The sequence below is a fragment of the Lacinutrix neustonica genome (assembly GCF_026625145.1).
Lineage (GTDB): Bacteria > Bacteroidota > Bacteroidia > Flavobacteriales > Flavobacteriaceae > Lacinutrix > Lacinutrix neustonica.
In genome coordinates, this window is record NZ_CP113088.1 from 1177922 (window position 1) to 1197702 (window position 19781).

Sequence of the window (19781 nt, forward strand, 5' to 3'; positions counted from 1 at the left end):
CCTATGGATAAATTAGATGTATTAAAAAAACACTGGCAAAAAGATGCCGTTGAGGAGGAGCAACTGTCTTCTTCACAATTATACCCAATGTTATTAAGAAAGTCGTCTTCGATTGTGAAGACTCTATTCTATATTAGTATTGCCGAATTTGTATTACGGGTATTAATTTCCTTTTTACCCCTACTCTCTAAATCTTACAGAGACAGGATAGAAGCGTCCAACATGGATGAGACCTTGTTAAACACGCTCACGGGCTTTAGTTTTACTGGTCATTCTTGTGTTTGTGTATTTATTATATAAATCACACAAACGAATATCGGTTACTGACAGTACTAAGAAACTAATGGAAAGTATTATCAAAACACGTAAAGTCGTTAAATACTATGTGGGTTATAATCTAATTATGGCTTTTGTCACCATGGTTGGCATGTCTTATTATTCGTCCACGACCAACCCGAAGTTGCAAATGTGGTAACAAAATTAGACACTAGCGGTAAAATTATAGTGTGTGTCGTGGTGTTGCTTATTACTGTGTTATTTGTTACCGTAATCCGGTTATTCTATAAATTAATTTATGGTATTTTAATGAAACGCCTAAATAGAAATTATACCGAATTAAAGAAGTTAGAAGTATAAACCGCAACGCATCTTAAAGTGCTGGGTTTAGTGTAAACTGACTACCGATAGCAAGCAGCCTGAATAGCTAAAAAAATTAACTTTCTAACCACTCCCGTTGTTTGTTCAATTCTTCCTGTGCTTCCAGTTCTTCTTGTGGAATTACCTTTAAAAAAGAGGGGTGTTGCTCAATAGCATATTCTATTTTCTTTACAATATCGTCAATAGATTCATTATCATAATCTATTTCCAAAGGTGCTTTGATTTCAAAGGTTTGGTACACGTTTTTCTTTTTTACACGCAATCCTTTCTTATCAAAAGAGCGTCTAAAACCATCAATAACAATAGGAACCACTATAGGCTTATAGCGTTTTATAATGTGAGCTGTTCCTTTACGAATGGGTTTGAAAGGCGTTGTTGTGCCTTGGGGAAACGTGATCACCCAGCCATCGTCTAAAGCCTTACTAATAGCCGAAATATCACTCATTTTCACCTGACGGTTCACCTCTTTACCTTCACTTCTCCAGGTACGCTCAATACTAATAGAACCTACATAAGCCAATATCTTGGGTAAAAGTCCCGATTTCATCGTTTCCTTTGCAGCGACGTAGTATAAATTTAGTTTGGGGTGCCACAGGTATCCCACATTTTTAATGGAGTCTTCTCTTCCACTTAAGCTCGCATTAAACACATGAAACATGGCAACCACATCGGCAAAATAGGTTTGGTGATTTGAAATGAATAACACATTAGTGTCCGGCAAATCCTTTATAATTTCAGAACCCTCAATCTGTAGTTCATTAAAGCCACGAAAGCGTCTATGAGACAATGCACCCAAAATACGGATGAGCCACTTTTTTATGAATAAATTGTGTCCGAAAGGATTTTTTTTGAATAATCCCATAGTAATTTTAGCTATTAAGTCTTACAAATGTAAAGAAAGCATCTTATTTAAGCGCAGTGTTTAACAAGTCTTTCACTTCACTTAACATCATTGCTGTTGCTCCCCAAACAGAATGACCGTTCAGTTTATAGGCCGGAACATCTACAGAAACATCATAAGCCGTTGATACTGTTTTAGTAATCAAATGTGCATCATTCAAGAAATCATTAATATGGACTTCTAGTAATGCCTCTACTTCATCATCTTGTTTTGTAAAAATTGGAGTCGAATCACAAATCCCTATAAAGGGCTGCACATAAAAATTACTTGGTGGAATATAAATTTGTGTCAATTGCTTGAGTACTGTTATATCCTCTTGGTTAACACCCACTTCTTCTTCGGTTTCACGCATGGCCGCTTCTTCTTTTGTTTCCCCTGCTTCTAATTTTCCACCCGGAAAACCAATTTGTGCAGAATGTACACCTTTATACGTTTTTCTTAGAATGAGTATAATATGTGTTTCATGATCTAAGTTAGGATAAAATAAAGCCATAACGGCAGCCTGTCGCGCATCCTTTATCTTACCGGCTTGCAATTTCACCAAATGTTCTCTGTAGGGTGGAGACATTTTCAATTGAGAAGACAGCCCCGGTAAGGGTAAATTTTCTATGCCTTTTATCGCTTTAGAAAATACATCAAATTTCATGAATTATGGATTATGAGGGTTATTTGGTAAAATAAACTAAGAAGTGAAGATAATAATAAATACCAATGTGAACCTATGCACATTGCGTAAATATCAACTTTTTTAATTAAAAACAAAAAGGTATTACCTCGAAAACGGTGTCACTGTATTTTCGCTAAAAATACCATTAATAAATTGATACATTCACTACCAATTAATTCATAAATCAAAAAAAACAGAATACACAATTCAACTTTTTCGCGCACTCCTTTTATTTACTATTCCTTTTACTGGTACTTGTAATACAAACGTTAGCCATCAAACTTCAAAGTTATACAGCTGGAGTAATAACCTACAAACCGACAATGGGTATTCGTCGCAACATGCTACTTTCTGAATCTCATCTAAAGAAACACACAAATCATATTAAAATTCAAAAGTATCTTAGAGAATTGTATCTAATAAAAGTAGAATTAGAGGAGGCCTCTGTTCATACTAAAAAGCCTGTTTTAGAATAACAATTAGACATTATTTAAGCAAAAAGCTGGTTTATGAAGTCAGCTTTTTTATTTTTGATCATTCATTACTTTTTATTTATGCGTATAACACTTATTTTTTGTACTTTCTTTTTACTATTTAATTGTGGAGAAGATCACTCTAAGCAAAAGAAAACGTCTTCTACTACAATTAGAAAAGAAATTAAAAAGGTTAAAGACACAACAGGCGTCGAAACTCCAGTGGACAGTTCTAAATTATCTTTAGAAGAAAGATATCTGCCGCTAAATGACGACAATGCCATGGCATTCTTCCGCGAATATGGTGAAAGACATCCCGAAAATAAAGTAAGGATTTATACTGAATTTGGAAACATAGATATCCAGTTATTTGACAAAACTGAATTCCACAGAGCCAATTTTATTTTTCTAACAAAAAATAAAATTTTCGATGGCACTCAATTTCATCGTGTCGTAAAAGATTTTGTTATTCAAGGCGGTAACTCAGATGACCGAGACGTAGTGAAAAAGAGAGGCAAAATAGGAAGGTACCTTTTACCACCGAGATGTTAGACACGGCTATCAACATCATCGGGGAGTGATATCTATACCCAGTAGTGAGATTGAAAACGCCTATAAGTTGGCCTCACCTTTTGAGTTTTTCATTACCCAAACCAATCAATACCACCTTGATGGACAGTATACGATTTTCGGAAAAGTTATTAAGGGTCTAGAGGTTATGAATAAAATTGCAGAAGTAGAAACCGATAGTGGCGACTGGCCCATCCGTAATGTTTACATTACTAAAGTGGAGGTATTAAAATAGTTTTGGCTTTTGGCTTTTGTCCAGGTCATTGCTTATACAAACTCGGTAAGCTAATTTTATACTTTACGGCAATGATTCTAATGACAATGACAACTAATCCAGCGATGATAAAGACGAAATCTCCTTCAATAGGAAGTCGTTTTATTAAGAAATAGGCGATTCCTCCAAAAATACAGGCTGTTGCATACACCTCTTTTCTAAAAATCACAGGGATTTCATTACATAAAATGTCACGAATAACGCCACCAAAACACGCAGACATCGTACCTAAAGCAATACATAATATGGGATGTAATCCTGCTGAAATTCCTTTCTCTACACCAACAACAGTATATAATCCAATCCCTATAGTATCGAATAAAAACAATGATTTTCTTAGATAATCGATTTTCGATTTTAAAATCACTGCAAAAATTGTTGAGGCCGTAATGACATAAACGAATGTGATGTTGGTCATCCAACTTACAGGCGTATCACCGATAAGTACGTCACGCAGTGTCCCTCCTCCTACAGCAGTCACAAAGGCGATGATGAGGATTCCAAAAGGATCCATCTTTTTGTTTAAGGCTACTAAAACGCCGTGAAATTGAAAAAGCAATGGTACCTAAAATGTCAATAATGTAAAACATGAGTTATAGCTTTAATGTCACACTGAGTAAAGTCCAAGTGTGTTTTCGTTTAAAATAGGTCTTCGACTGCGATCAGGCGGCTGGTTATATTCAAGATTTATACACTTTTTTCTTAAGGAGAGCATTCCCCTTTTTAAATCTCAAAAGTGTTTCACACACTTTTAGCAAAATGAAAAGTAACTCTCGTTCGTTTTAATTTTATAGATCCCAAAATAAATTTGGGATAAGCGATTCACACACTTTTTGCACATGAACAAAGTGGTTCTCTGCTTACATTTGTTGGGTATAGTAATTGTAATCTTTAATTACGGTGTTTAAAAATTCAATAGGTGTTTGTTTTGGGTCTACTTGCATCACGTCACTCACACGTTTATTTAAAGATAAAATAACATTATGATTTCCTTTTCGATTCGCGTCTTCATATACTGTTTTAATGGTTTGCATTTCAGTATCGTTAAACAATGTTACCTGACTGTACATTGGCAAATATCCTGGATCTATATCCCTAAGAATAGTATCGCTTAAGGTCACTTTTCTTTTTAACGAGATCACCGTTGTTCCTGCCGCCATATCGCCTAAACGCTGGCCATTTCCTTTCAATAAAATCACTAAGGCCGCTAAACCACCGAAGTGATTACCACATCTACAATACGCATAATCCAACGTACAAAATAGTTACCGAAGCCTGGTTTTGAACCGTCTAACTTAACCACTCTTGTTTTTATTAAATGTTTGCCTATGGTTTGACCGTTCCAAAACGTTTCTAACAACACATAATATAAAAAAGCAGGCAGTGACACTAGTAAGTAAATGGCCCAAGTATCCCCTAAATCAAGATCTAATGCCACCAATAATAAAATACTCAAGATGAGATAGGCATAAATTATAGCAGTATCTATAAGGTATGCCCACATTCTATCGACAATAGTGGCTGCATTTTGTTGTATGCTTACATTTTGAGCGGTTTCTATTTGAAATTCCTTCATATTTTCTTTTCTTTGAAAGCAAAAGAGGGTACTATATGCGTGAGGCTGCTTTCGTGAAGCAAAATAAGGATAAATGGTTAACATTTGAAAATGTTCTGTTAAATAAAACAGTAATTTCACCAGATGCTTTATCAAACCTATATATAGAAATCACTGATCATCTTAGCTATGCTAAAACCTTCTACCCCGATAGCAATACTGAAGGCTACCTAAACGGTTTAGCATCTGTGGCGCATCAACAAATTTATGAGACTAAAAAAGAATCAAAAAACAGGATTATCACGTTTTTTACACATGAGTTCCCACTTATGTTTTTTCATCACCATCGCGAATTACTAGTAGCCTTTCTCGTCTTTACATTATTCGTCATTGTTGGCGTTTATTCTGCTGCTAATGAAGGCGACTTTGTTCGAGGTTTTCTAGGTGACAATTATGTAAACATGACCATGGAAAATATTGAAAAGGGAGACCCCATGGGCGTATATAAAGAACAAGGGGAATTCCACATGTTTTTAGGTATCACCTTAAACAATATCAAAGTCGCTCTTATGGCCTTTGGGTATGGGATTATGTTCGCTATAGGTTCGCTTTTCATTATGATGCAGAACGGCATCATGCTTGGCAGTTTTCAATATATGTTTTACGAACAAGGGTTACTGTGGGAATCTGTAAGAACCATTTGGATTCATGGTACCATTGAAATTTCAGTAATTATAATAGCCGGTGCTTCCGGTCTAGTTTTAGGAAACAGCATGCTCTTTCCTGGTACTTATACGAGGTTAGCATCTTTTAAACGAGGTGTAATGAACGGGCTTAAAATTTTAATGAGTACCATTCCCTTTTTTATTATCGCAGGCTTTTTAGAAGGCTTTGTGACGAGACATACTGAAATGCCGGATTGGCTGGCTATTTTAATTATTACAAGTTCATTGACGCTAATATGTTTCTATTATGTGTTTTACCCCATGGCTTTAAATAAAAAAGAAAAACAAAAATTAGCGTTACAAGAACAAGAATTACATTTACTTCCAAACCAACTAAACGAACATCATGAAAACCTACATCGATTTTAAAAAACAACGCGAATTGGGCGAGATTTTTACAGACACTTTTGCTTTTATTCGTAACGAATACAAACCGTTGTTCAAATCTATTATAGCTATTGCAGGCCCTTATTTATTATTGTTTTTATTTGCACTAGTCTTTTATATATATACTATGGGGGGTCAATTCAATCTTGATTTCACCAACCCTCAAGCTAACGCTAATTTATTTTACTGGTGCCAACGTAATTATATTAATTTTAGCCTACCTAGTCTATATTATTTCTGCCATCTTAGCTTATGTGTTTACGGTATCTACGACATTGCATTACATGAAATCGTATGAAGAAAATAGAGGTCTGGTTCAGTTACAAGACATACGAGCGCAAGTCAACCATTCGTTTTGGGGCTTTTTTGGATTGAGTGTTTTAAAATTTTTAACCATTATTGTCGCTGTCATGATATGCTGTTTCCCAGTACTCTACTTTATGATTCCTATGGCCATTGTTATGCCTATTTATGTCTTTACAAAGCAAGATGCTACTGGAGCCTATAGTGAAAGTTATAGCTTGATTAGAGATGAATTATTAATGACTTTTTTAACCGTTTTATTATTATTTATCTTAGTCATGGTATTGAGCTTTGTATTTGCCCTACCGGCCACCATGTATACTTATCTAAAAATGGGTCTTTTTTCGGTGACATCGACCCCACCGCTTTAAATACTATTGTTGATCCAGTTTATATCATGCTTAATGTATTGAGCTCTTTCTTTCAATTTCTATCTAATATTGTGATTGTAATCGCTTCTGTGTTTATCTACTTTAATTTAAACGAAAAAAAGCATTTTACAGGAACATTTGAACGTATAGACACTCTAGGTAAAATAGAATAGCACATGCCACTTTTAAGAGTTTTCTTTTTGTTTTTCATCCTTTTTAACTTTAGTTTTTCACAACAAGACGCTACAGTTACAAAAGAAACTTCGTATTATAAAAAGCAGGAACTCTCTAAAACAGATTTACAAGAATATAAAAAGGACCACGCTTTTAATTATGAAATAAAGCCGAGAAAATGAAGATTCTTGGTGGGCCAAATTTAAACGTTGGCTGTACAATGGCTTAAAAAAAGTTTTAGAAGCTATTTTTGGTATGGAATCCGCTGGTGGTGTTTTATGGTTTATACTCAGAATACTCCCTTATATTTTACTCGCGGGCTTAGTATTTCTCTTAATTCGTTTTTTTCTAAAAGTCAATGCTAAGCATTTTATTTCCGGTAAAACTAAAAAAGGCACTATGGCCTTTACTGATGAAGAGCAGATTATTAAAAATGAGGATATTACTATTTTAATTTCAGAAGCCGTCAAACAAAACAATTATCGCTTAGCCATTCGATATTATTATTTATGGTCTCTAAAAACGCTTACCGAAGCCCATATTATTGATTGGCAACCTCAAAAAACGAACGAGGATTACAAAAAAGAAATCGTGAGTAACACAATGCTAAGCCAATTCGAAAAAATAACTAGAATTTATGATTACATCTGGTACGGTGAATTTGAGATTGATGCTCCAAAATTTGAACATTTAAAATTAGAATTCATTACCCTAAATAACCAAATTAACTAATAGCTATTGAGTAATAAAGGTAAAATATATGTGGTCCTTACGGCGTTGGCGATACTACTTATTGTGGTCTTAGAAGCTAATAAGCCCGAGGAATTAAATTGGTTTCCCTCATACGCGAAACACCACAAAATTCCGTTTGGAACCTTTATCTTCCATGCACAAATGGAACGTATGTTTTCTAAAGAAGCGGTTGTTGATGTAGACCGCCCGCCTTTTGAATACCTAAATACCAACACCATATCTGGTTCTTATGTTTTTATAAATGACCGGGTAACTATTGATGAAGCCGAATTGAATAAACTTCGGATTGGACCACCAAAGGCAACACGTTATTCATAGCCTCACAAACCATGACCCAAAAATTACTGGACACCTTGAATCTAGAACAGGTTTTGAAGAGTAATTTTGATAATTTTAATAACCAGTTCGCGCTTCAACTTAAAGATAAAGACTTAAAAGGCAAAGCGCCTTACGCATTTAACAAAGTGAACTTTATGTATTATTTTAAAGCACCCCATGCGGATTCTACAGAAGTTATAGGTGTGTTCAATAGTGCATCAGAAGAGCGTGTTGATATAAACGACAGTTATACCAATATCATTAAACACCCCTTTGGAGATGGCGAAATTATTTTATCTACTTTTCCGCAGGCCTTTACCAATTATTTTATTTTAGAAGAACCAAATAATGAGTATACCGCAGGAGTCCTCTCGTATTTAAATCCGTCAAAACAGATCTATCTAGACAACCACTATAAGCGTGGCAAAAAAATAAGCACTTCACCGTTATATGTGTTTTTTAAAGCGAAACAGCTAAAATGGGCGTATTATATGTCCCTTATAGCAGTCCTTTTTTATGTGCTTTTTGAAGGCAAACGTAAGCAACGTGCAGTACCTGTGGTAGAGCCGTTACAGAATCAAACGCTAGCGTTTACACGTACTATTGCAAACATGTATTACGAAAACGGAAAGCACATAGACCTTGCGCAACATAAAATTGAGCATTTTCTCGGAGTATATTCGTAGTCATTTACATTTAAGCACCAATACCATTGATATGACTTTTACAAAGCACTTGGCAGCAAGAAGCAATAATACTGTAGAAGACACTCAAGTCCTGTTTAACATGATAGAAACGATTTTAAATAGTGACACTATTAAAACAGAGGCCTTAGAAAAACTCAACACCTCTATAGAAAAATTCAAATCCAATAACACATGGAAGAACAACATTTAGATTTCAATAACAGAATCCCTTTAGAGGATTTAAAAAATGCCGTAGCGCAGATAAAAAATGAACTTGGCAAAGTCATTGTAGGACAAGAAGATTTTATTGAATTATTAATAGTCGCTTTACTCTCAGATGGTCATGTACTAATAGAAGGTGTTCCTGGGATTGCGAAAACAATCACAGCAAAACTATTTGCTAAGGTTTTAAAAACCGATTTTAACCGGATTCAATTTACACCAGACTTAATGCCTAGTGATGTTTTAGGAACGTCTATATTAAATATGAAAAATGCGGCCTTTGAATTTAAAAAAGGCCCTATTTTCTCTAATATTGTGTTGATAGATGAAATCAATCGGGCACCAGCAAAAACACAAGCAGCTTTGTTTGAAACCATGGAAGAACGGCAAGCTACTGTAGATGGGACTACTTATCTCTTTGAAAATCCTTTTATGGTTTTAGCCACTCAAAACCCCATTGAACATGAAGGCACCTATGCCCTACCCGAAGCGCAGTTAGATCGCTTTATCTTTAAAATAAAAGTAGATTATCCCACCCTAGAAGATGAAGTAAAAATCATTCAAACCCACCATGAGCGCAAAGGCGAAAAACCACAAACGCTCATAGAACCTATTTTAAATGCTCAAGATTTAGCAGATTATAAAACGAAGATTCAATCGGTTTTAGTAGAAGAAAAAATAATTAAATACATTGCAGAACTGGTTTCAAAAACCGGAAACCATCCGCATTTATATTTAGGGGGATCACCAAGAGCATCCATTGCTATTTTAAATACTTCAAAATCCTTTGCGGCTATTAATGGAAGAGATTTTGTAATTCCTGAAGATGTGAAAAGAGCTCTCATCCCTGTGTTAAATCACAGAATTATTTTAACACCGAGAGCGTGAAATGGAAGGGATGACGACAGAGAATGTTGTGGAAATGATAGTACAATCTGTAGAAGTACCGAGGTAACAGTTAAAACCAAACTGGAATAATGAGATTCAGAGGCTGAAGACACGCATTATTTGCAGCCGGAAGACTATAACATATTCATAACTTTGAAAAACATGACATTCCTACGCTCACTATATTTACATAAAGGCTTCTACATTTATATGTCGAGCGCATCGGTGTGCTTTTTATTGTCGTATTGGATTCCTGTTCTGTATGCTGTGGCTTGGATGGTTACTGTTGGAGTTTCAGTATTATTTCTAACCGATTTACTTTTACTCTATCGTTTTAAACACCCCTTTAAGGTTAGACGCTTGTTACCCGATAAATTTTCTAATAGTGATGAAAACCCGGTACCTATCACGATCACCAACCACTACCCCTTTAAAACCCATATATCAGTAATAGACGAGCTACCGGTTCAGTTTCAAAAAAGAGATTTCAATTATGAAGTTCCTTTAAAATCTGGTGAAATTCATGATTTTAGCTATACAGTGCGTCCAGTAGAACGCGGCGAGTACACCTTTGGTTTTCTTAATATCTATGTGTCTTCAGGTTTACGGATCGTTAAACGGAAGTTCAAATTTCAAAATGAGCAAATGGTGGCCGTTTATCCCTCATTTATTCAAATGCAGAAATATGATTTTACGCGCCATGAGTAATCGCTTAACCCAGTTTGGACTTAAGAAGATAAGACGTATTGGACATACTTCAGAATTCGAGCAAATTAAAGATTACGTACAAGGGGATGATTTTAGAACGGTAAATTGGAAAGCCACTGCTAAACGTGGCGCTCTAATGGTTAATCAATACCAAGATGAGAAATCTCAACCTATCTATTCTATTATAGATACGGGACGGGTTATGAAAATGCCTTTTAACGGCTTGAAATTATTAGACTATGCCATAAATTCTACCTTAGCCTTTAGTAATGTGGCCTTAAAGAAACATGATAAAGTAGGCATGTTAACGTTTTCTAAAACGGTAGATTCCTATCTACCAGCCGTACAAAAATTAACCTATTTAAATACTATTTTAGAACGCTTATATAACATCGACACGCATTTTACCGATAGTGATTTTAGTTTATTATATGCACAATTAAAACGAAAAGTCACCCATAGAAGTTTATTGATGCTCTACACTAATTTTGAACATATTAGTGCCTTGAAACGACAATTGCCCTATCTACAAGCCATTGCCAAAAAACATTTGCTAGTGGTGGTTATTTTTGAAAATACAGAACTTGATGCGCTTATTGCTGAGGATGCTGAGAATCTTCAAGCCATTTATCATAAAACCATCGCTGAAAAATTTTCTTATGAGAAACGTTTAATGGTTAAGGAGCTTCAAAAGCATGGTATTCAAAGTGTTTTAACTGCTCCGGAAAAATTATCTGTCAATACCATAAACAAGTACTTAGAAATTAAAGCAAGAGGTTTACTGTGATTTTTGATTAAATCTTGATTTTTGACTGTGTTTTCTAGCACTTAATCCACAAAACAAACTTATCTTTTTCAGTATTCTATTTTTAATATATCTTGTCATTGCTATTAATTAAATACTATACTTTGATGAAACCATTTGGTTATCTCTTTTTTATTTTCGTTTGTGCTTTAAGTTTTCAAACGTCTCATTCTCAAACTGTAAATAAGCCTTGGACCACTAGTTTTGGAACCAGTGCCATTAATAATCCTGTACGGGAACAAGAAGCCGGAGTAGGCAGGTTTAAAACATGGAATCAAAACCCTGCTGGTTTTAGATTATCTGCTGGCCGCCTAATTAAAAACAAGCTGTCTTTTGAGGGTGTTGCCTCCCTAAATAGTATTCAAGAGAACTATCCCATTCTTGATGCGGAGATCTCAGAACCAGAGTATCCTTATATTTCATTAGATGGTATGTTTAAATATCAATTTAGTAATGGGCTAAACATTTTAGACCCCTACATAACTATTGGAGGCGGTTATACTTGGTTAGATACCATTGGCGCTGGAACCATAAATGGCGGCGTTGGCTTGAATATATGGATAGGTCATTCGTTTGGTTTTAATGTACAATCGGTATACAAACATGCTTTTGAAGATTATGGCTTAAAACATTACCAACATTCCGCCGGAATTGTATTCCGATTTGGCGGAAAAGACACCGATAATGATGGCATTAATGATACTGAAGACGCCTGTCCTGAATTATTTGGTAGCTATGAAACTAAGGGGTGTCCGAGATACAGACAAAGATGGTGTTATTGATTCAGAAGATTTATGTCCTAACGATTTTGGACCAGGCTCTATGCGTGGCTGTCCCGATAATGATGGCGATGGGACACCGAGATAAATATGATGATTGCCCAGGTAGTGCAAGGTGCCATCAATGATGGGGGTTGTCCACGTATAGACACCGACAAAGATGGAATTGTGGATAGCCAAGATAAGTGCCCGGAACAACCTGGCCCACCTGAAAACGCAGGATGTCCTTCTGTACAACAGCAGCAGGAACAAGCCAACATACTAGCATTACAACAAAAGGAGCGAAATAAAGCCATAAAAGCTGAAGTTACTAGTCAACTAAATGCCTTATCCCGTACCATTGTGTTTAATAATGGTACTGCCGTATTAAATCAAAGAGACAAACGTGCTATAGATGAAATAAAGAAGATCATGGAATCACAGCCAAAAATGAAATTTCACATTGCTGGACATACCGATAGCACTGGAGGTACTCAAACCAATTTAGCGCTATCAGAGCAGCGTGCTAAAAGTGTTAAAGACTACTTGGTTTTGAGTGGTATAAATGAAGAGCGTTTAACGTCTCAAGGCTATGGTGAAGACAATCCTATTGCAGATAATAATACAAAAGAAGGCCGTTTAGCAAATAGACGTGTGGAGATTTTTATTGTAAATTAACCGTTCAGCCTTAAAAAACAACAGTTGAGTCATTCTGTTTCGGTACTTTTTTAATTTCTGAGGATATTTGAATCAGTATTAACAAACAAACCTTTATTCATGAAGACATTAACAATTACATTTGCATTTATTTTACCTATACTATTTGGCTTTGCTCAACAAAACCAAAACCATGACATCACAGTAACCATTGACAATGTGAAAAATGATGTAGGCAAAGTTGTATTAGGATTACATACCGAAGCTACTTTTATGAAAACAGAAGCGGTACAGACTGCTGAAAGCAAAATAGAGAACGGAAAAATAACCATTACATTTAAAAATGTTGCTCCTGGAACTTACGGTATCATGGCATTACACGATGAAAATGAAAATGGGAGAATGGATTTTGAGTCCAATGGAATGCCGGCAGAATCTTACGGCATGTCTAATAATCCATTAAGTTATGGACCACCAAGATATAGTGACGCCGAAATTGAAGTTAAAGATGAAGATTTAAACTTAACTATTAGATTTTAACTCAACTCCATTGAAGATAGAAAGGAAATAATAATTAATTATTTCCTTTTTTCATTTAAGCAATCAATATTATTGATTGTTTTGTATATTTGCATAATTAATTATTATGCAAATATGACAATCACGCAACTCACCTATGTTCTTGCAGTAGCAGAGTATCAAAATTTTACGAAAGCGGCTGAAAAATGCTTTGTAACGCAGCCGACTTTAAGCATGCAAATACAAAAATTGGAAGATCAGCTAAGCATTCAAATTTTCGATCGCAGTAAAAAACCCATTGAACTCACTGATGTTGGCAGGAAAATAGTTAGTCAGGCACGTAATATTGTTAATGAATCGTACCGCATTCAAGATATTGTAGACCAGCAAAAAGGCTTTATAGGTGGAGAATTTAGAATCGGTATTATTCCAACCGTAATGCCTACCCTATTGCCTATGTTTCTTAAAACCTTTATAAAAAAACATCCAAAAGTAAAACTCAAAATAGAAGAACTTACCACTGAAGAGATCATCACGAGAATTAATGATGGTCATTTAGACGCCGCCATTGCAGCGACTCCTTTAGAAAATGCAAACATCAAGGAACGGGTGCTTTATTTTGAGCCCTTTGTTGCCTATGTCCCCAATAATCACAGATTAAAAGATAAAAAAATACTGGAAGTTTCAGATTTAGATATTGACGACATGCTTTTACTGGAAGATGGCCATTGTTTTAGAGATGGGGTCATTAATCTTTGTAAAGGGTTTAAAGATCAAACCGATGAGCATTTCCAACTGGAGAGCGGTAGCATAGAAACACTTATTAAGCTTTCTAACGAAGGGATGGGCATGACCTTACTTCCCTATTTACACACCATAGATATGAGTGAAAGCGCCAAACAAAACTTACATCATTTCACAGCCCCTTCTCCAGCAAGAGAAGTGAGTATTATCTATCACAAAAGTGAACTAAAGATGCAAATTATTGAAGCCATGCAGGAGGTTATCGCTAGTGTTGTTCGTGGTGCTATAGCCTTCCGTAATGTACAAATTGTTAGTCCTTTAGCAAAATAACAGATGATTTATAAATAACTAAAATGTTTTACTCTGAGCGCAATTGAAAACTATAGTCTATACTATTTTAGATTATTTCAACGGCGTCCGAGAGTAACCCATTTTATGAGGTTTATGTTATAATGCATAATTGATGTAGACAGAAATACGCTGCTTAGATTTCACATCGTGACCAAAAAGATTTTGATTCACAGGTAAGGTATAACTTGCTCCAAAAATAAAATCTTCAACTGCAAATTCTGAACCTAATGACGCATTGATTATACTACCATCTGTGTCATTTAAAGTTTCTCCATATTGTTTAATTGAACTATAAATATCACCTGAAACTCCTAAAAAAGGCATAATATTCATTTTTTTAGTTGACAATGCAGTATATAGATTAGTTGTATAACTGAATTGGTTACCAAACTGGTATTCATTTTTATTCTCTCCTTTTAAATAATAACTAAAAAGCGTATTAACACCTAACGTGTTACCACCATAATTATAACCAAAAGATAGAATACCATCTGTACTTCCTGTTCCTACTTGAAAACCTGGGTTAATATTATCTGCCAATCGTTCTTCAAATTCACCTGTAGGTAATTTTAAACCTAAACCAAATTGAATAGAATGACCTGAAGCCTCTTTTTTTACATCAAAGTTTAAGGTTTCTTCATTCTGTTTCTTGTAAAAAATCAATTTATACCAGCCTATTAAACTACTATCGCCTAATCCGGATATGTTTTCAGTTATTCCATTAAATGTTCTGCTTAAATCGTGATAAGGTACATTCGCACTTAAGTAAAATGTTTTTATAACAGGAATTTGAGCCCATAATTGATAGGTACGAAATACCTCTTTACTTATTGGTGAATTTTCAAAAATTCCATTTTTAGATTCGAAATTTTGATAAAGATATCGAACACCAACAAAATTAGCATTACTCAAAGTTCCAAAACCAAAACTACCACTACTTGTAGAACAACCACATAAATCACAAAAAAAAGTGTGTTTATAATGATTGTTACATGCTCTATTTTTCTCATGAGCACTTAAAAATTGTGCCTGTGTTATACTAATAAGAAGTAATACTGTTATTTTTCTAAAATTCTGCAAAACGTTCATCATTTAAAAATTCGTAATCTGTTAGTGTTTTTAAAAAGGCTGTTAAACTTTCTTTCTCGTAATTAGAAAGTGTAATACCATAAGTCCCATCTCGCTTTTGTAATATGGAATCAACATTACCATTATCTGTAATTCCTGAATTATAAAACTCTAAAACGGCTTCTATAGTTGCAAATCTACCATCGTGCATATAGGGGTAGGAAACCTCTATATTCCTTAAACTTGGGACTCTAAATTTATACAGATCATTAGGATTATTTCCAACATTAAAACGTCCTTTATCATTTAATTGTGGGTTAATAGATAACCCGTTATTTCTAAACTCTTGATCTGTAAATAAATCTGTTGCATGACAACCAGCACATTTTGTTTCGAATGTACTTAAGCCATCTAATTCAAGTGAACTCAATGTTGTGTCATCTTCATTTCTAATAAATTTATCATATTTAGAATTTGAAGACACCATCATCAACATAAACTGAGACAAAGCCTTAAGCATGTTTTCTGTATTAATCTCACCGTCATCAAAGGCTCGCTCAAATTGTTCTTGGTAATAAAGGTCTGAACTTAATTTTTCTATTACGTGACTTAAGCTTTCTCCCATTTCTAAAGCACTAGTTATGGGAATAATTGGCTGAAGGTCCAAGTGTGTCGCTGCACCATCCCACATGAAAGTGCTTTGATAAGCTAAGTTTTGAATTGGTTGCGCATTTCTAAAACCAATACCTCCATTAACACCATGACTTAAATTATGTCCGTGATGAGTAAAAGCAAACGCCTGTTCATGGCAAAAGGCACAAGCAATAGCATTATTGGAAGATAATTTCCCTTCGTAAAATAGTTTTTTACCAAGTTCGAAACCAGCTTCTGTAAGCGGGTTATTTTCTAAATTATAAGTGGTCTCTCGGAAAATTTGAAGGTAATTCTAGAGCTATTGGAAATGGTTCATATACCAAAACATCAGCCTTGTTAGAACATGATACAGATACAAGAATACTTAGAAAAAAAAGAATTATTTTTTTCATAATTGTATGGATTAAATAAAAACCATTGAAGATGTTTCGTTCTCCAATGGTTTAATTATTAATTAATCGTTATGCACATGATGTACTATAAACATTCCGCTAATGTTATTAGCCACTATTGGTGTTTCAACCGCATCAACATGTACTTGATCATATCCATCCGCAAAATTGATAGTCGTTATACCATCAAATACTTTTGAGATATCAGATTTTATATGAACTTCAGGTGAAGTATGTTGTCTTATTCTTGCCGTATTGGTAAAACTTAAAGTGACTTCACGATAATTATCTAAAGAAGAGCCAACACTTCCCATGTGTATATTTAATGGCTCATCTGTCACTGAATCGTTAGAAAATGTCCCGTCTATTCTAATAAATTTATAACCTGCAGCCCAGCTCCAAAGCATACCTTTAGATTCTGCCAATTCTAAAAAATTTCCCTGACCATTTGCCCCTAAAGCAAAACGCTCTTGGTCTATTCCAATTCCGAAAGTAATTTCAGTATAGTCTGCTGCATCAATGTTATTTAAAGTTAGTAAAATTTCGCCTGCATTGTTGGCCTCTGCTTCATCAATAATAAAAGCATTGTCTTGTTCGGGATACATAACCAAATTTCCCTGACTATCTTTAATTCTAATATTACTAATGATATACTTTAAGTTATCAACTTTATAGGATTCATTGTTTGATTTACTGTAGTTAGTACCAAAGATAAAATCCTGATCGCCAATACCATTATCGAACTTAAGAATTAATTGTCCTTTTTGACCTGAAAGATCTTCCGCAATGTTGTCATCGTCATTTGATGAGCATGAGAATAGTATTGCGCATAGTAAAAGCGCAAATGTAAATTTTAAAGTTTTCATTTGTTTAAATTTTATTAATTGAAATGTTTGAATTTCAGTCTTAGATAACGACTGACAAAAAATAAAATCTAAACTATTGGAGGTCTAAAGTGTGTGTTTTCAAAACAAAAAGAATACAACTTATTATCTGATAAAATCTTGTCTAGATTAATTTTATAATCAATTTTAATAAGTTTCTTGTAATTATAATTTAAGTAAAATACAGGAAAGAAAGATTCTACTAATTTATTTAATGCTAATTCATTTTCAAGATCTATTGAAGAGGGCACAGAGGCCAGTTGTTTCGCCAAATGACATTTACCATTACATTGCAACTGTGGTTTTTCTTTGTTAACACAATAGTTTTCAATAATGTAATCGATGTTTAATTCAAAATAAGCTACATATCCAGCGAAAAATAATGGACGAGCGGCAAATGACATAAAAAGTAATATTGTAAAAAATGATTTCAGTGTAACATATCTTTATGCAAAGATAAACCCGAAACTTTAGTTTTACTAATTATAGAATAATAAAAAAGCGACTCGAAAGTCGCTTTTTTTATTATTGCTTTAAATAGATTAAACATTGATTTAAATTGGGATTACGGCTAACCAAAGATTCAATATAAATCTTAAGTTCTTCAATCTCATAGGGTAATAATCGTTGAAGTGCTTTCTGAACCTCTTTACAAAACAAATTAACGTCAAAACTAACTTTACTGAGTATCGTCTTGGTATACTCGAACATTGCTCTTGCCATAATTTAGTAATAGGGTTAGGTTAAAATAAAAAGTAGATGTATAAATAGGCAAACGGTTTATTAATTCGATTAAATGTAATAAAAAAAAGAGTACGAAACGCAATTCATTCTTATTTTAACAATTAAAAAAACAATAATCAATACCGTTTAGAATCGATTATCACCATCTAAAAAATCTCCTAATCCTCCTAATATACTGCCCTCTCCTTTGCTTTTTCCGCCTCTAGGCAAACTTGCGATGACACGATTGGCCAATCTACTAAATGGTAGTGATTGAATGTAAACGGTTCCTGGCCCCTCTAATTTGGCGAAAAACAGACCTTCACCGCCAAAAATCGAATTTTTAATACCGCCTATAAATTCAATATCATAGTTTACATGTTGGGTAAAACCTATAATACACCCTGTATCTACTCGAAGTATTTCGCCAGCCTTTAGTTCTTTTTTAGCGGTTGTTCCACCTGCATGTACAAACGCCATGCCATCACCTTCAAGTTTTTCCATTATAAAGCCTTCTCCACCAAATAAACCACGTCCCAATTTTTTACTAAACTCTATACCTATACTCACCCCTTTAGCTGCGCAGAGAAAGGCATCCTTTTGACAGATAAATTTACCACCACACTCGGCTAAGTCTATGGGAATAATTTTTCCTGGATAGGGTGAAGCGAAGGACACATTACGTTTACCACTTAACGTATTATAGAATGCGGTAATGAATAAACTTTCTCCAGTTAAAATACGCCTTCCAGCACCTAAAATTTTACCAAAAAATCCGGAGTCATTTTGAGAGCCATCACCAAAAATGGTTTCCATTTTAATGCCGTCGTCCATCATCATAAAACTTCCGGACTCTGCAACAACAGCTTCTTGTGGATCGAGTTCGATTTCTACGTACTGCATTTCTTCTCCGTAAATCCTGTAATCTATTTCGTGTGCGTTCATTTCTTTATTTTATTTAGATTAATACGGCTATTAGTTCGCATTATTTTGTTTTTGTTACAAAATTTTAACGTCTAACTTTTACAGACCATTCAAAATTAAACGTGGATACCACTACCCCAGCTTCATTGGTTCCAATGGATTGCATCCATATGGTTTCTCCTTCACCACTTTCAATAGTCTTTTTTAAGGCTTCGTCTATTTTATGACCATCTTTACACTCAAAAGTGATTTTACCTGTTGCTTTTTTTGAAAAATTGGCATTATTATTAGAGACTAACATGGAAACTTTTTCTCCGCTTTCTTTAATTTTCATGAGTACCGGAGCACCAGTGGTTAACTCTGCCGCCATACCTTGCACGGCCCAAAACATGGATTTAAATGGGTTTTGATTAAGCCATCGGTGTTTTACTTTAACGGCACATGAATCTTTTGTTATGTCTGTGACGCGTACGCCCATTAAGTAAACCGAAGGCAACTTCAGTGCATTAAACATGTTGATTTTTCTAGGTGTAAGGGTCATATTGTTGTTTTGTTTTTATCAAAATTATTGAAAATAATCCACATAGCAATATGTTAATATTTTGTTAAATATTAGTACTATGCGTAACATAATACCTTTTTTTAGACATATATTTGTATAAGAAACTAT

At 34.5% G+C, this 19781-nt stretch carries 28 protein-coding genes and 3 pseudogenes; 19 read left to right on the forward strand and 12 right to left on the reverse strand.

Annotation, left to right across the window (positions count from 1 at the left end; genetic code table 11):
• Positions 1–3: 3 nt before the first annotated feature.
• Together N7U66_RS06485 and N7U66_RS06490 are read left to right on the forward strand one after the other, a co-directional pair.
• The gene (locus tag N7U66_RS06485) at positions 4–300 is read left to right on the forward strand and encodes a hypothetical protein (RefSeq protein ID WP_267677795.1); all 297 of its coding nucleotides are present in this window, start codon (positions 4–6) and stop codon (positions 298–300) included.
• Positions 301–343: 43 nt separating this feature from the next.
• Positions 344–475, forward strand: a complete 132-nt coding sequence (locus N7U66_RS06490) for a hypothetical protein (RefSeq protein WP_267677796.1) — start codon at positions 344–346, stop codon at positions 473–475.
• A gap of 237 nt (positions 476–712) precedes the next feature.
• On the opposite strand, the gene N7U66_RS06495 is transcribed toward N7U66_RS06490, so the two are convergent.
• Positions 713–1519 carry a lysophospholipid acyltransferase family protein gene (locus tag N7U66_RS06495; protein WP_267677797.1) on the reverse strand — a complete coding sequence of 269 codons (807 nt, stop codon included), beginning with the start codon at positions 1517–1519 and terminating at the stop codon, positions 713–715.
• A 43-nt stretch (positions 1520–1562) separates the two neighbouring features.
• A complete protein-coding gene (locus N7U66_RS06500) occupies positions 1563–2204 on the reverse strand; it encodes an NUDIX hydrolase (protein WP_267677798.1) in 642 nt (213 codons plus the stop codon).
• A gap of 530 nt (positions 2205–2734) precedes the next feature.
• Here N7U66_RS06500 and N7U66_RS21475 point away from each other — a divergent pair.
• Both N7U66_RS21475 and N7U66_RS21480 read left to right on the forward strand, forming a co-directional pair.
• Positions 2735–3250: a peptidylprolyl isomerase gene (locus tag N7U66_RS21475; protein WP_313791438.1), complete on the forward strand. Its 516-nt coding sequence runs from the start codon at positions 2735–2737 to the stop codon at positions 3248–3250.
• Between the two features lie 25 nt (positions 3251–3275).
• Complete coding sequence (locus N7U66_RS21480; RefSeq protein WP_313791439.1) at positions 3276–3503, forward strand: peptidylprolyl isomerase; 228 nt, start codon at positions 3276–3278, stop codon at positions 3501–3503.
• 25 nt (positions 3504–3528) lie between these two features.
• Here N7U66_RS21480 and N7U66_RS06510 read toward each other — a convergent pair.
• The 3 genes and pseudogenes from N7U66_RS06510 to N7U66_RS21490 form a co-directional block, all read right to left on the reverse strand.
• Positions 3529–4132, reverse strand: a pseudogene (locus N7U66_RS06510) (trimeric intracellular cation channel family protein).
• A 270-nt stretch (positions 4133–4402) separates the two neighbouring features.
• Positions 4403–4732 (reverse strand): hypothetical protein, encoded by a 330-nt coding sequence (locus N7U66_RS21485; RefSeq protein ID WP_313791440.1) that lies wholly within the window; start codon positions 4730–4732, stop codon positions 4403–4405.
• 17 nt (positions 4733–4749) lie between these two features.
• Positions 4750–5118, reverse strand: coding sequence for an RDD family protein (locus N7U66_RS21490; protein ID WP_313791441.1), 369 nt, complete (start codon positions 5116–5118; stop codon positions 4750–4752).
• A 35-nt stretch (positions 5119–5153) separates the two neighbouring features.
• Between N7U66_RS21490 and N7U66_RS06520 the strand changes: the two genes are divergently transcribed.
• From N7U66_RS06520 to N7U66_RS06590, 15 genes and pseudogenes are all read left to right on the forward strand, one after another.
• Entirely contained in the window at positions 5154–6191 is a 1038-nt protein-coding gene (locus N7U66_RS06520) for a stage II sporulation protein M (protein WP_267677799.1), read from the forward strand.
• A complete protein-coding gene (locus N7U66_RS06525) occupies positions 6169–6507 on the forward strand; it encodes a hypothetical protein (protein ID WP_267677800.1) in 339 nt (112 codons plus the stop codon). The genes N7U66_RS06520 and N7U66_RS06525 overlap by 23 nt, the downstream gene beginning before the upstream one ends.
• On the forward strand, positions 6494–6883 hold the full coding sequence (locus N7U66_RS06530) for a hypothetical protein (protein WP_267677801.1): 390 nt from the start codon (positions 6494–6496) through the stop codon (positions 6881–6883). The genes N7U66_RS06525 and N7U66_RS06530 overlap by 14 nt, the downstream gene beginning before the upstream one ends.
• Before the next feature lie 176 nt (positions 6884–7059).
• Entirely contained in the window at positions 7060–7239 is a 180-nt protein-coding gene (locus N7U66_RS06535) for a hypothetical protein (RefSeq protein WP_267677802.1), read from the forward strand.
• A 73-nt stretch (positions 7240–7312) separates the two neighbouring features.
• Complete coding sequence (locus tag N7U66_RS06540; RefSeq protein WP_267677803.1) at positions 7313–7789, forward strand: DUF4129 domain-containing protein; 477 nt, start codon at positions 7313–7315, stop codon at positions 7787–7789.
• A gap of 6 nt (positions 7790–7795) precedes the next feature.
• A complete protein-coding gene (locus N7U66_RS06545; protein ID WP_267677804.1) occupies positions 7796–8128 on the forward strand; it encodes a hypothetical protein in 333 nt (110 codons plus the stop codon).
• Between the two features lie 11 nt (positions 8129–8139).
• Positions 8140–8814, forward strand: coding sequence for a DUF4350 domain-containing protein (locus N7U66_RS06550; RefSeq protein ID WP_267677805.1), 675 nt, complete (start codon positions 8140–8142; stop codon positions 8812–8814).
• A gap of 31 nt (positions 8815–8845) precedes the next feature.
• Positions 8846–9025 (forward strand): hypothetical protein, encoded by a 180-nt coding sequence (locus N7U66_RS06555; RefSeq protein ID WP_267677806.1) that lies wholly within the window; start codon positions 8846–8848, stop codon positions 9023–9025.
• Positions 9007–9991 (forward strand): annotated as a pseudogene (locus N7U66_RS06560) (AAA family ATPase). The gene N7U66_RS06555 and the pseudogene N7U66_RS06560 overlap by 19 nt, the downstream one beginning before the upstream one ends.
• Before the next feature lie 95 nt (positions 9992–10086).
• A pseudogene (locus N7U66_RS06565) lies at positions 10087–11419 on the forward strand (DUF58 domain-containing protein).
• A gap of 125 nt (positions 11420–11544) precedes the next feature.
• Entirely contained in the window at positions 11545–12219 is a 675-nt protein-coding gene (locus N7U66_RS06570; protein ID WP_267677807.1) for a hypothetical protein, read from the forward strand.
• Positions 12173–12304 (forward strand): hypothetical protein, encoded by a 132-nt coding sequence (locus N7U66_RS06575; protein ID WP_267677808.1) that lies wholly within the window; start codon positions 12173–12175, stop codon positions 12302–12304. The genes N7U66_RS06570 and N7U66_RS06575 overlap by 47 nt, the downstream gene beginning before the upstream one ends.
• A 2-nt stretch (positions 12305–12306) precedes the next feature.
• A complete protein-coding gene (locus tag N7U66_RS06580; protein ID WP_267677809.1) occupies positions 12307–12873 on the forward strand; it encodes an OmpA family protein in 567 nt (188 codons plus the stop codon).
• A gap of 99 nt (positions 12874–12972) precedes the next feature.
• Positions 12973–13392: a DUF2141 domain-containing protein gene (locus N7U66_RS06585; protein ID WP_267677810.1), complete on the forward strand. Its 420-nt coding sequence runs from the start codon at positions 12973–12975 to the stop codon at positions 13390–13392.
• A gap of 114 nt (positions 13393–13506) precedes the next feature.
• Entirely contained in the window at positions 13507–14445 is a 939-nt protein-coding gene (locus tag N7U66_RS06590) for a LysR family transcriptional regulator (RefSeq protein WP_267677811.1), read from the forward strand.
• 117 nt (positions 14446–14562) lie between these two features.
• On the opposite strand, the gene N7U66_RS06595 is transcribed toward N7U66_RS06590, so the two are convergent.
• The 7 genes from N7U66_RS06595 to N7U66_RS06625 form a co-directional block, all read right to left on the reverse strand.
• The gene (locus N7U66_RS06595; protein WP_267677812.1) at positions 14563–15558 is read right to left on the reverse strand and encodes a transporter family protein; all 996 of its coding nucleotides are present in this window, start codon (positions 15556–15558) and stop codon (positions 14563–14565) included.
• The gene (locus N7U66_RS06600; RefSeq protein ID WP_313791520.1) at positions 15533–16468 is read right to left on the reverse strand and encodes a cytochrome-c peroxidase; all 936 of its coding nucleotides are present in this window, start codon (positions 16466–16468) and stop codon (positions 15533–15535) included. The genes N7U66_RS06595 and N7U66_RS06600 overlap by 26 nt, the downstream gene beginning before the upstream one ends.
• A gap of 174 nt (positions 16469–16642) precedes the next feature.
• Positions 16643–17446 (reverse strand): MbnP family protein, encoded by an 804-nt coding sequence (locus N7U66_RS06605; protein WP_267677813.1) that lies wholly within the window; start codon positions 17444–17446, stop codon positions 16643–16645.
• Between the two features lie 68 nt (positions 17447–17514).
• Complete coding sequence (locus N7U66_RS06610) at positions 17515–17868, reverse strand: hypothetical protein (RefSeq protein WP_267677814.1); 354 nt, start codon at positions 17866–17868, stop codon at positions 17515–17517.
• Between the two features lie 121 nt (positions 17869–17989).
• A complete protein-coding gene (locus N7U66_RS06615) occupies positions 17990–18187 on the reverse strand; it encodes a hypothetical protein (RefSeq protein ID WP_267677815.1) in 198 nt (65 codons plus the stop codon).
• A 147-nt stretch (positions 18188–18334) separates the two neighbouring features.
• Positions 18335–19132, reverse strand: a complete 798-nt coding sequence (locus N7U66_RS06620; RefSeq protein ID WP_267677816.1) for a TIGR00266 family protein — start codon at positions 19130–19132, stop codon at positions 18335–18337.
• A 64-nt stretch (positions 19133–19196) separates the two neighbouring features.
• The gene (locus N7U66_RS06625; protein ID WP_267677817.1) at positions 19197–19652 is read right to left on the reverse strand and encodes a DUF4442 domain-containing protein; all 456 of its coding nucleotides are present in this window, start codon (positions 19650–19652) and stop codon (positions 19197–19199) included.
• Positions 19653–19781: the final 129 nt, after the last annotated feature.

Coding starts and splice junctions, on each gene's coding strand:
- N7U66_RS06485 (WP_267677795.1), top strand. CDS start 4: ATGGATAAATTAGATGTATTAAAAAAACACTGGCAAAAAGATGCCGTT.
- N7U66_RS06490 (WP_267677796.1), top strand. CDS start 344: ATGGAAAGTATTATCAAAACACGTAAAGTCGTTAAATACTATGTGGGT.
- N7U66_RS06495 (WP_267677797.1), bottom strand. CDS start 1,519: ATGGGATTATTCAAAAAAAATCCTTTCGGACACAATTTATTCATAAAA.
- N7U66_RS06500 (WP_267677798.1), bottom strand. CDS start 2,204: ATGAAATTTGATGTATTTTCTAAAGCGATAAAAGGCATAGAAAATTTA.
- N7U66_RS21475 (WP_313791438.1), top strand. CDS start 2,735: ATGAAGTCAGCTTTTTTATTTTTGATCATTCATTACTTTTTATTTATG.
- N7U66_RS21490 (WP_313791441.1), bottom strand. CDS start 5,118: ATGAAGGAATTTCAAATAGAAACCGCTCAAAATGTAAGCATACAACAA.
- N7U66_RS06520 (WP_267677799.1), top strand. CDS start 5,154: ATGCGTGAGGCTGCTTTCGTGAAGCAAAATAAGGATAAATGGTTAACA.
- N7U66_RS06525 (WP_267677800.1), top strand. CDS start 6,169: ATGAAAACCTACATCGATTTTAAAAAACAACGCGAATTGGGCGAGATT.
- N7U66_RS06530 (WP_267677801.1), top strand. CDS start 6,494: ATGAAATCGTATGAAGAAAATAGAGGTCTGGTTCAGTTACAAGACATA.
- N7U66_RS06535 (WP_267677802.1), top strand. CDS start 7,060: ATGCCACTTTTAAGAGTTTTCTTTTTGTTTTTCATCCTTTTTAACTTT.
- N7U66_RS06540 (WP_267677803.1), top strand. CDS start 7,313: ATGGAATCCGCTGGTGGTGTTTTATGGTTTATACTCAGAATACTCCCT.
- N7U66_RS06550 (WP_267677805.1), top strand. CDS start 8,140: ATGACCCAAAAATTACTGGACACCTTGAATCTAGAACAGGTTTTGAAG.
- N7U66_RS06555 (WP_267677806.1), top strand. CDS start 8,846: ATGACTTTTACAAAGCACTTGGCAGCAAGAAGCAATAATACTGTAGAA.
- N7U66_RS06570 (WP_267677807.1), top strand. CDS start 11,545: ATGAAACCATTTGGTTATCTCTTTTTTATTTTCGTTTGTGCTTTAAGT.
- N7U66_RS06575 (WP_267677808.1), top strand. CDS start 12,173: ATGAAACTAAGGGGTGTCCGAGATACAGACAAAGATGGTGTTATTGAT.
- N7U66_RS06580 (WP_267677809.1), top strand. CDS start 12,307: ATGATGATTGCCCAGGTAGTGCAAGGTGCCATCAATGATGGGGGTTGT.
- N7U66_RS06585 (WP_267677810.1), top strand. CDS start 12,973: ATGAAGACATTAACAATTACATTTGCATTTATTTTACCTATACTATTT.
- N7U66_RS06590 (WP_267677811.1), top strand. CDS start 13,507: ATGACAATCACGCAACTCACCTATGTTCTTGCAGTAGCAGAGTATCAA.
- N7U66_RS06595 (WP_267677812.1), bottom strand. CDS start 15,558: ATGATGAACGTTTTGCAGAATTTTAGAAAAATAACAGTATTACTTCTT.
- N7U66_RS06605 (WP_267677813.1), bottom strand. CDS start 17,446: ATGAAAACTTTAAAATTTACATTTGCGCTTTTACTATGCGCAATACTA.
- N7U66_RS06610 (WP_267677814.1), bottom strand. CDS start 17,868: ATGTCATTTGCCGCTCGTCCATTATTTTTCGCTGGATATGTAGCTTAT.
- N7U66_RS06615 (WP_267677815.1), bottom strand. CDS start 18,187: ATGGCAAGAGCAATGTTCGAGTATACCAAGACGATACTCAGTAAAGTT.
- N7U66_RS06620 (WP_267677816.1), bottom strand. CDS start 19,132: ATGAACGCACACGAAATAGATTACAGGATTTACGGAGAAGAAATGCAG.
- N7U66_RS06625 (WP_267677817.1), bottom strand. CDS start 19,652: ATGACCCTTACACCTAGAAAAATCAACATGTTTAATGCACTGAAGTTG.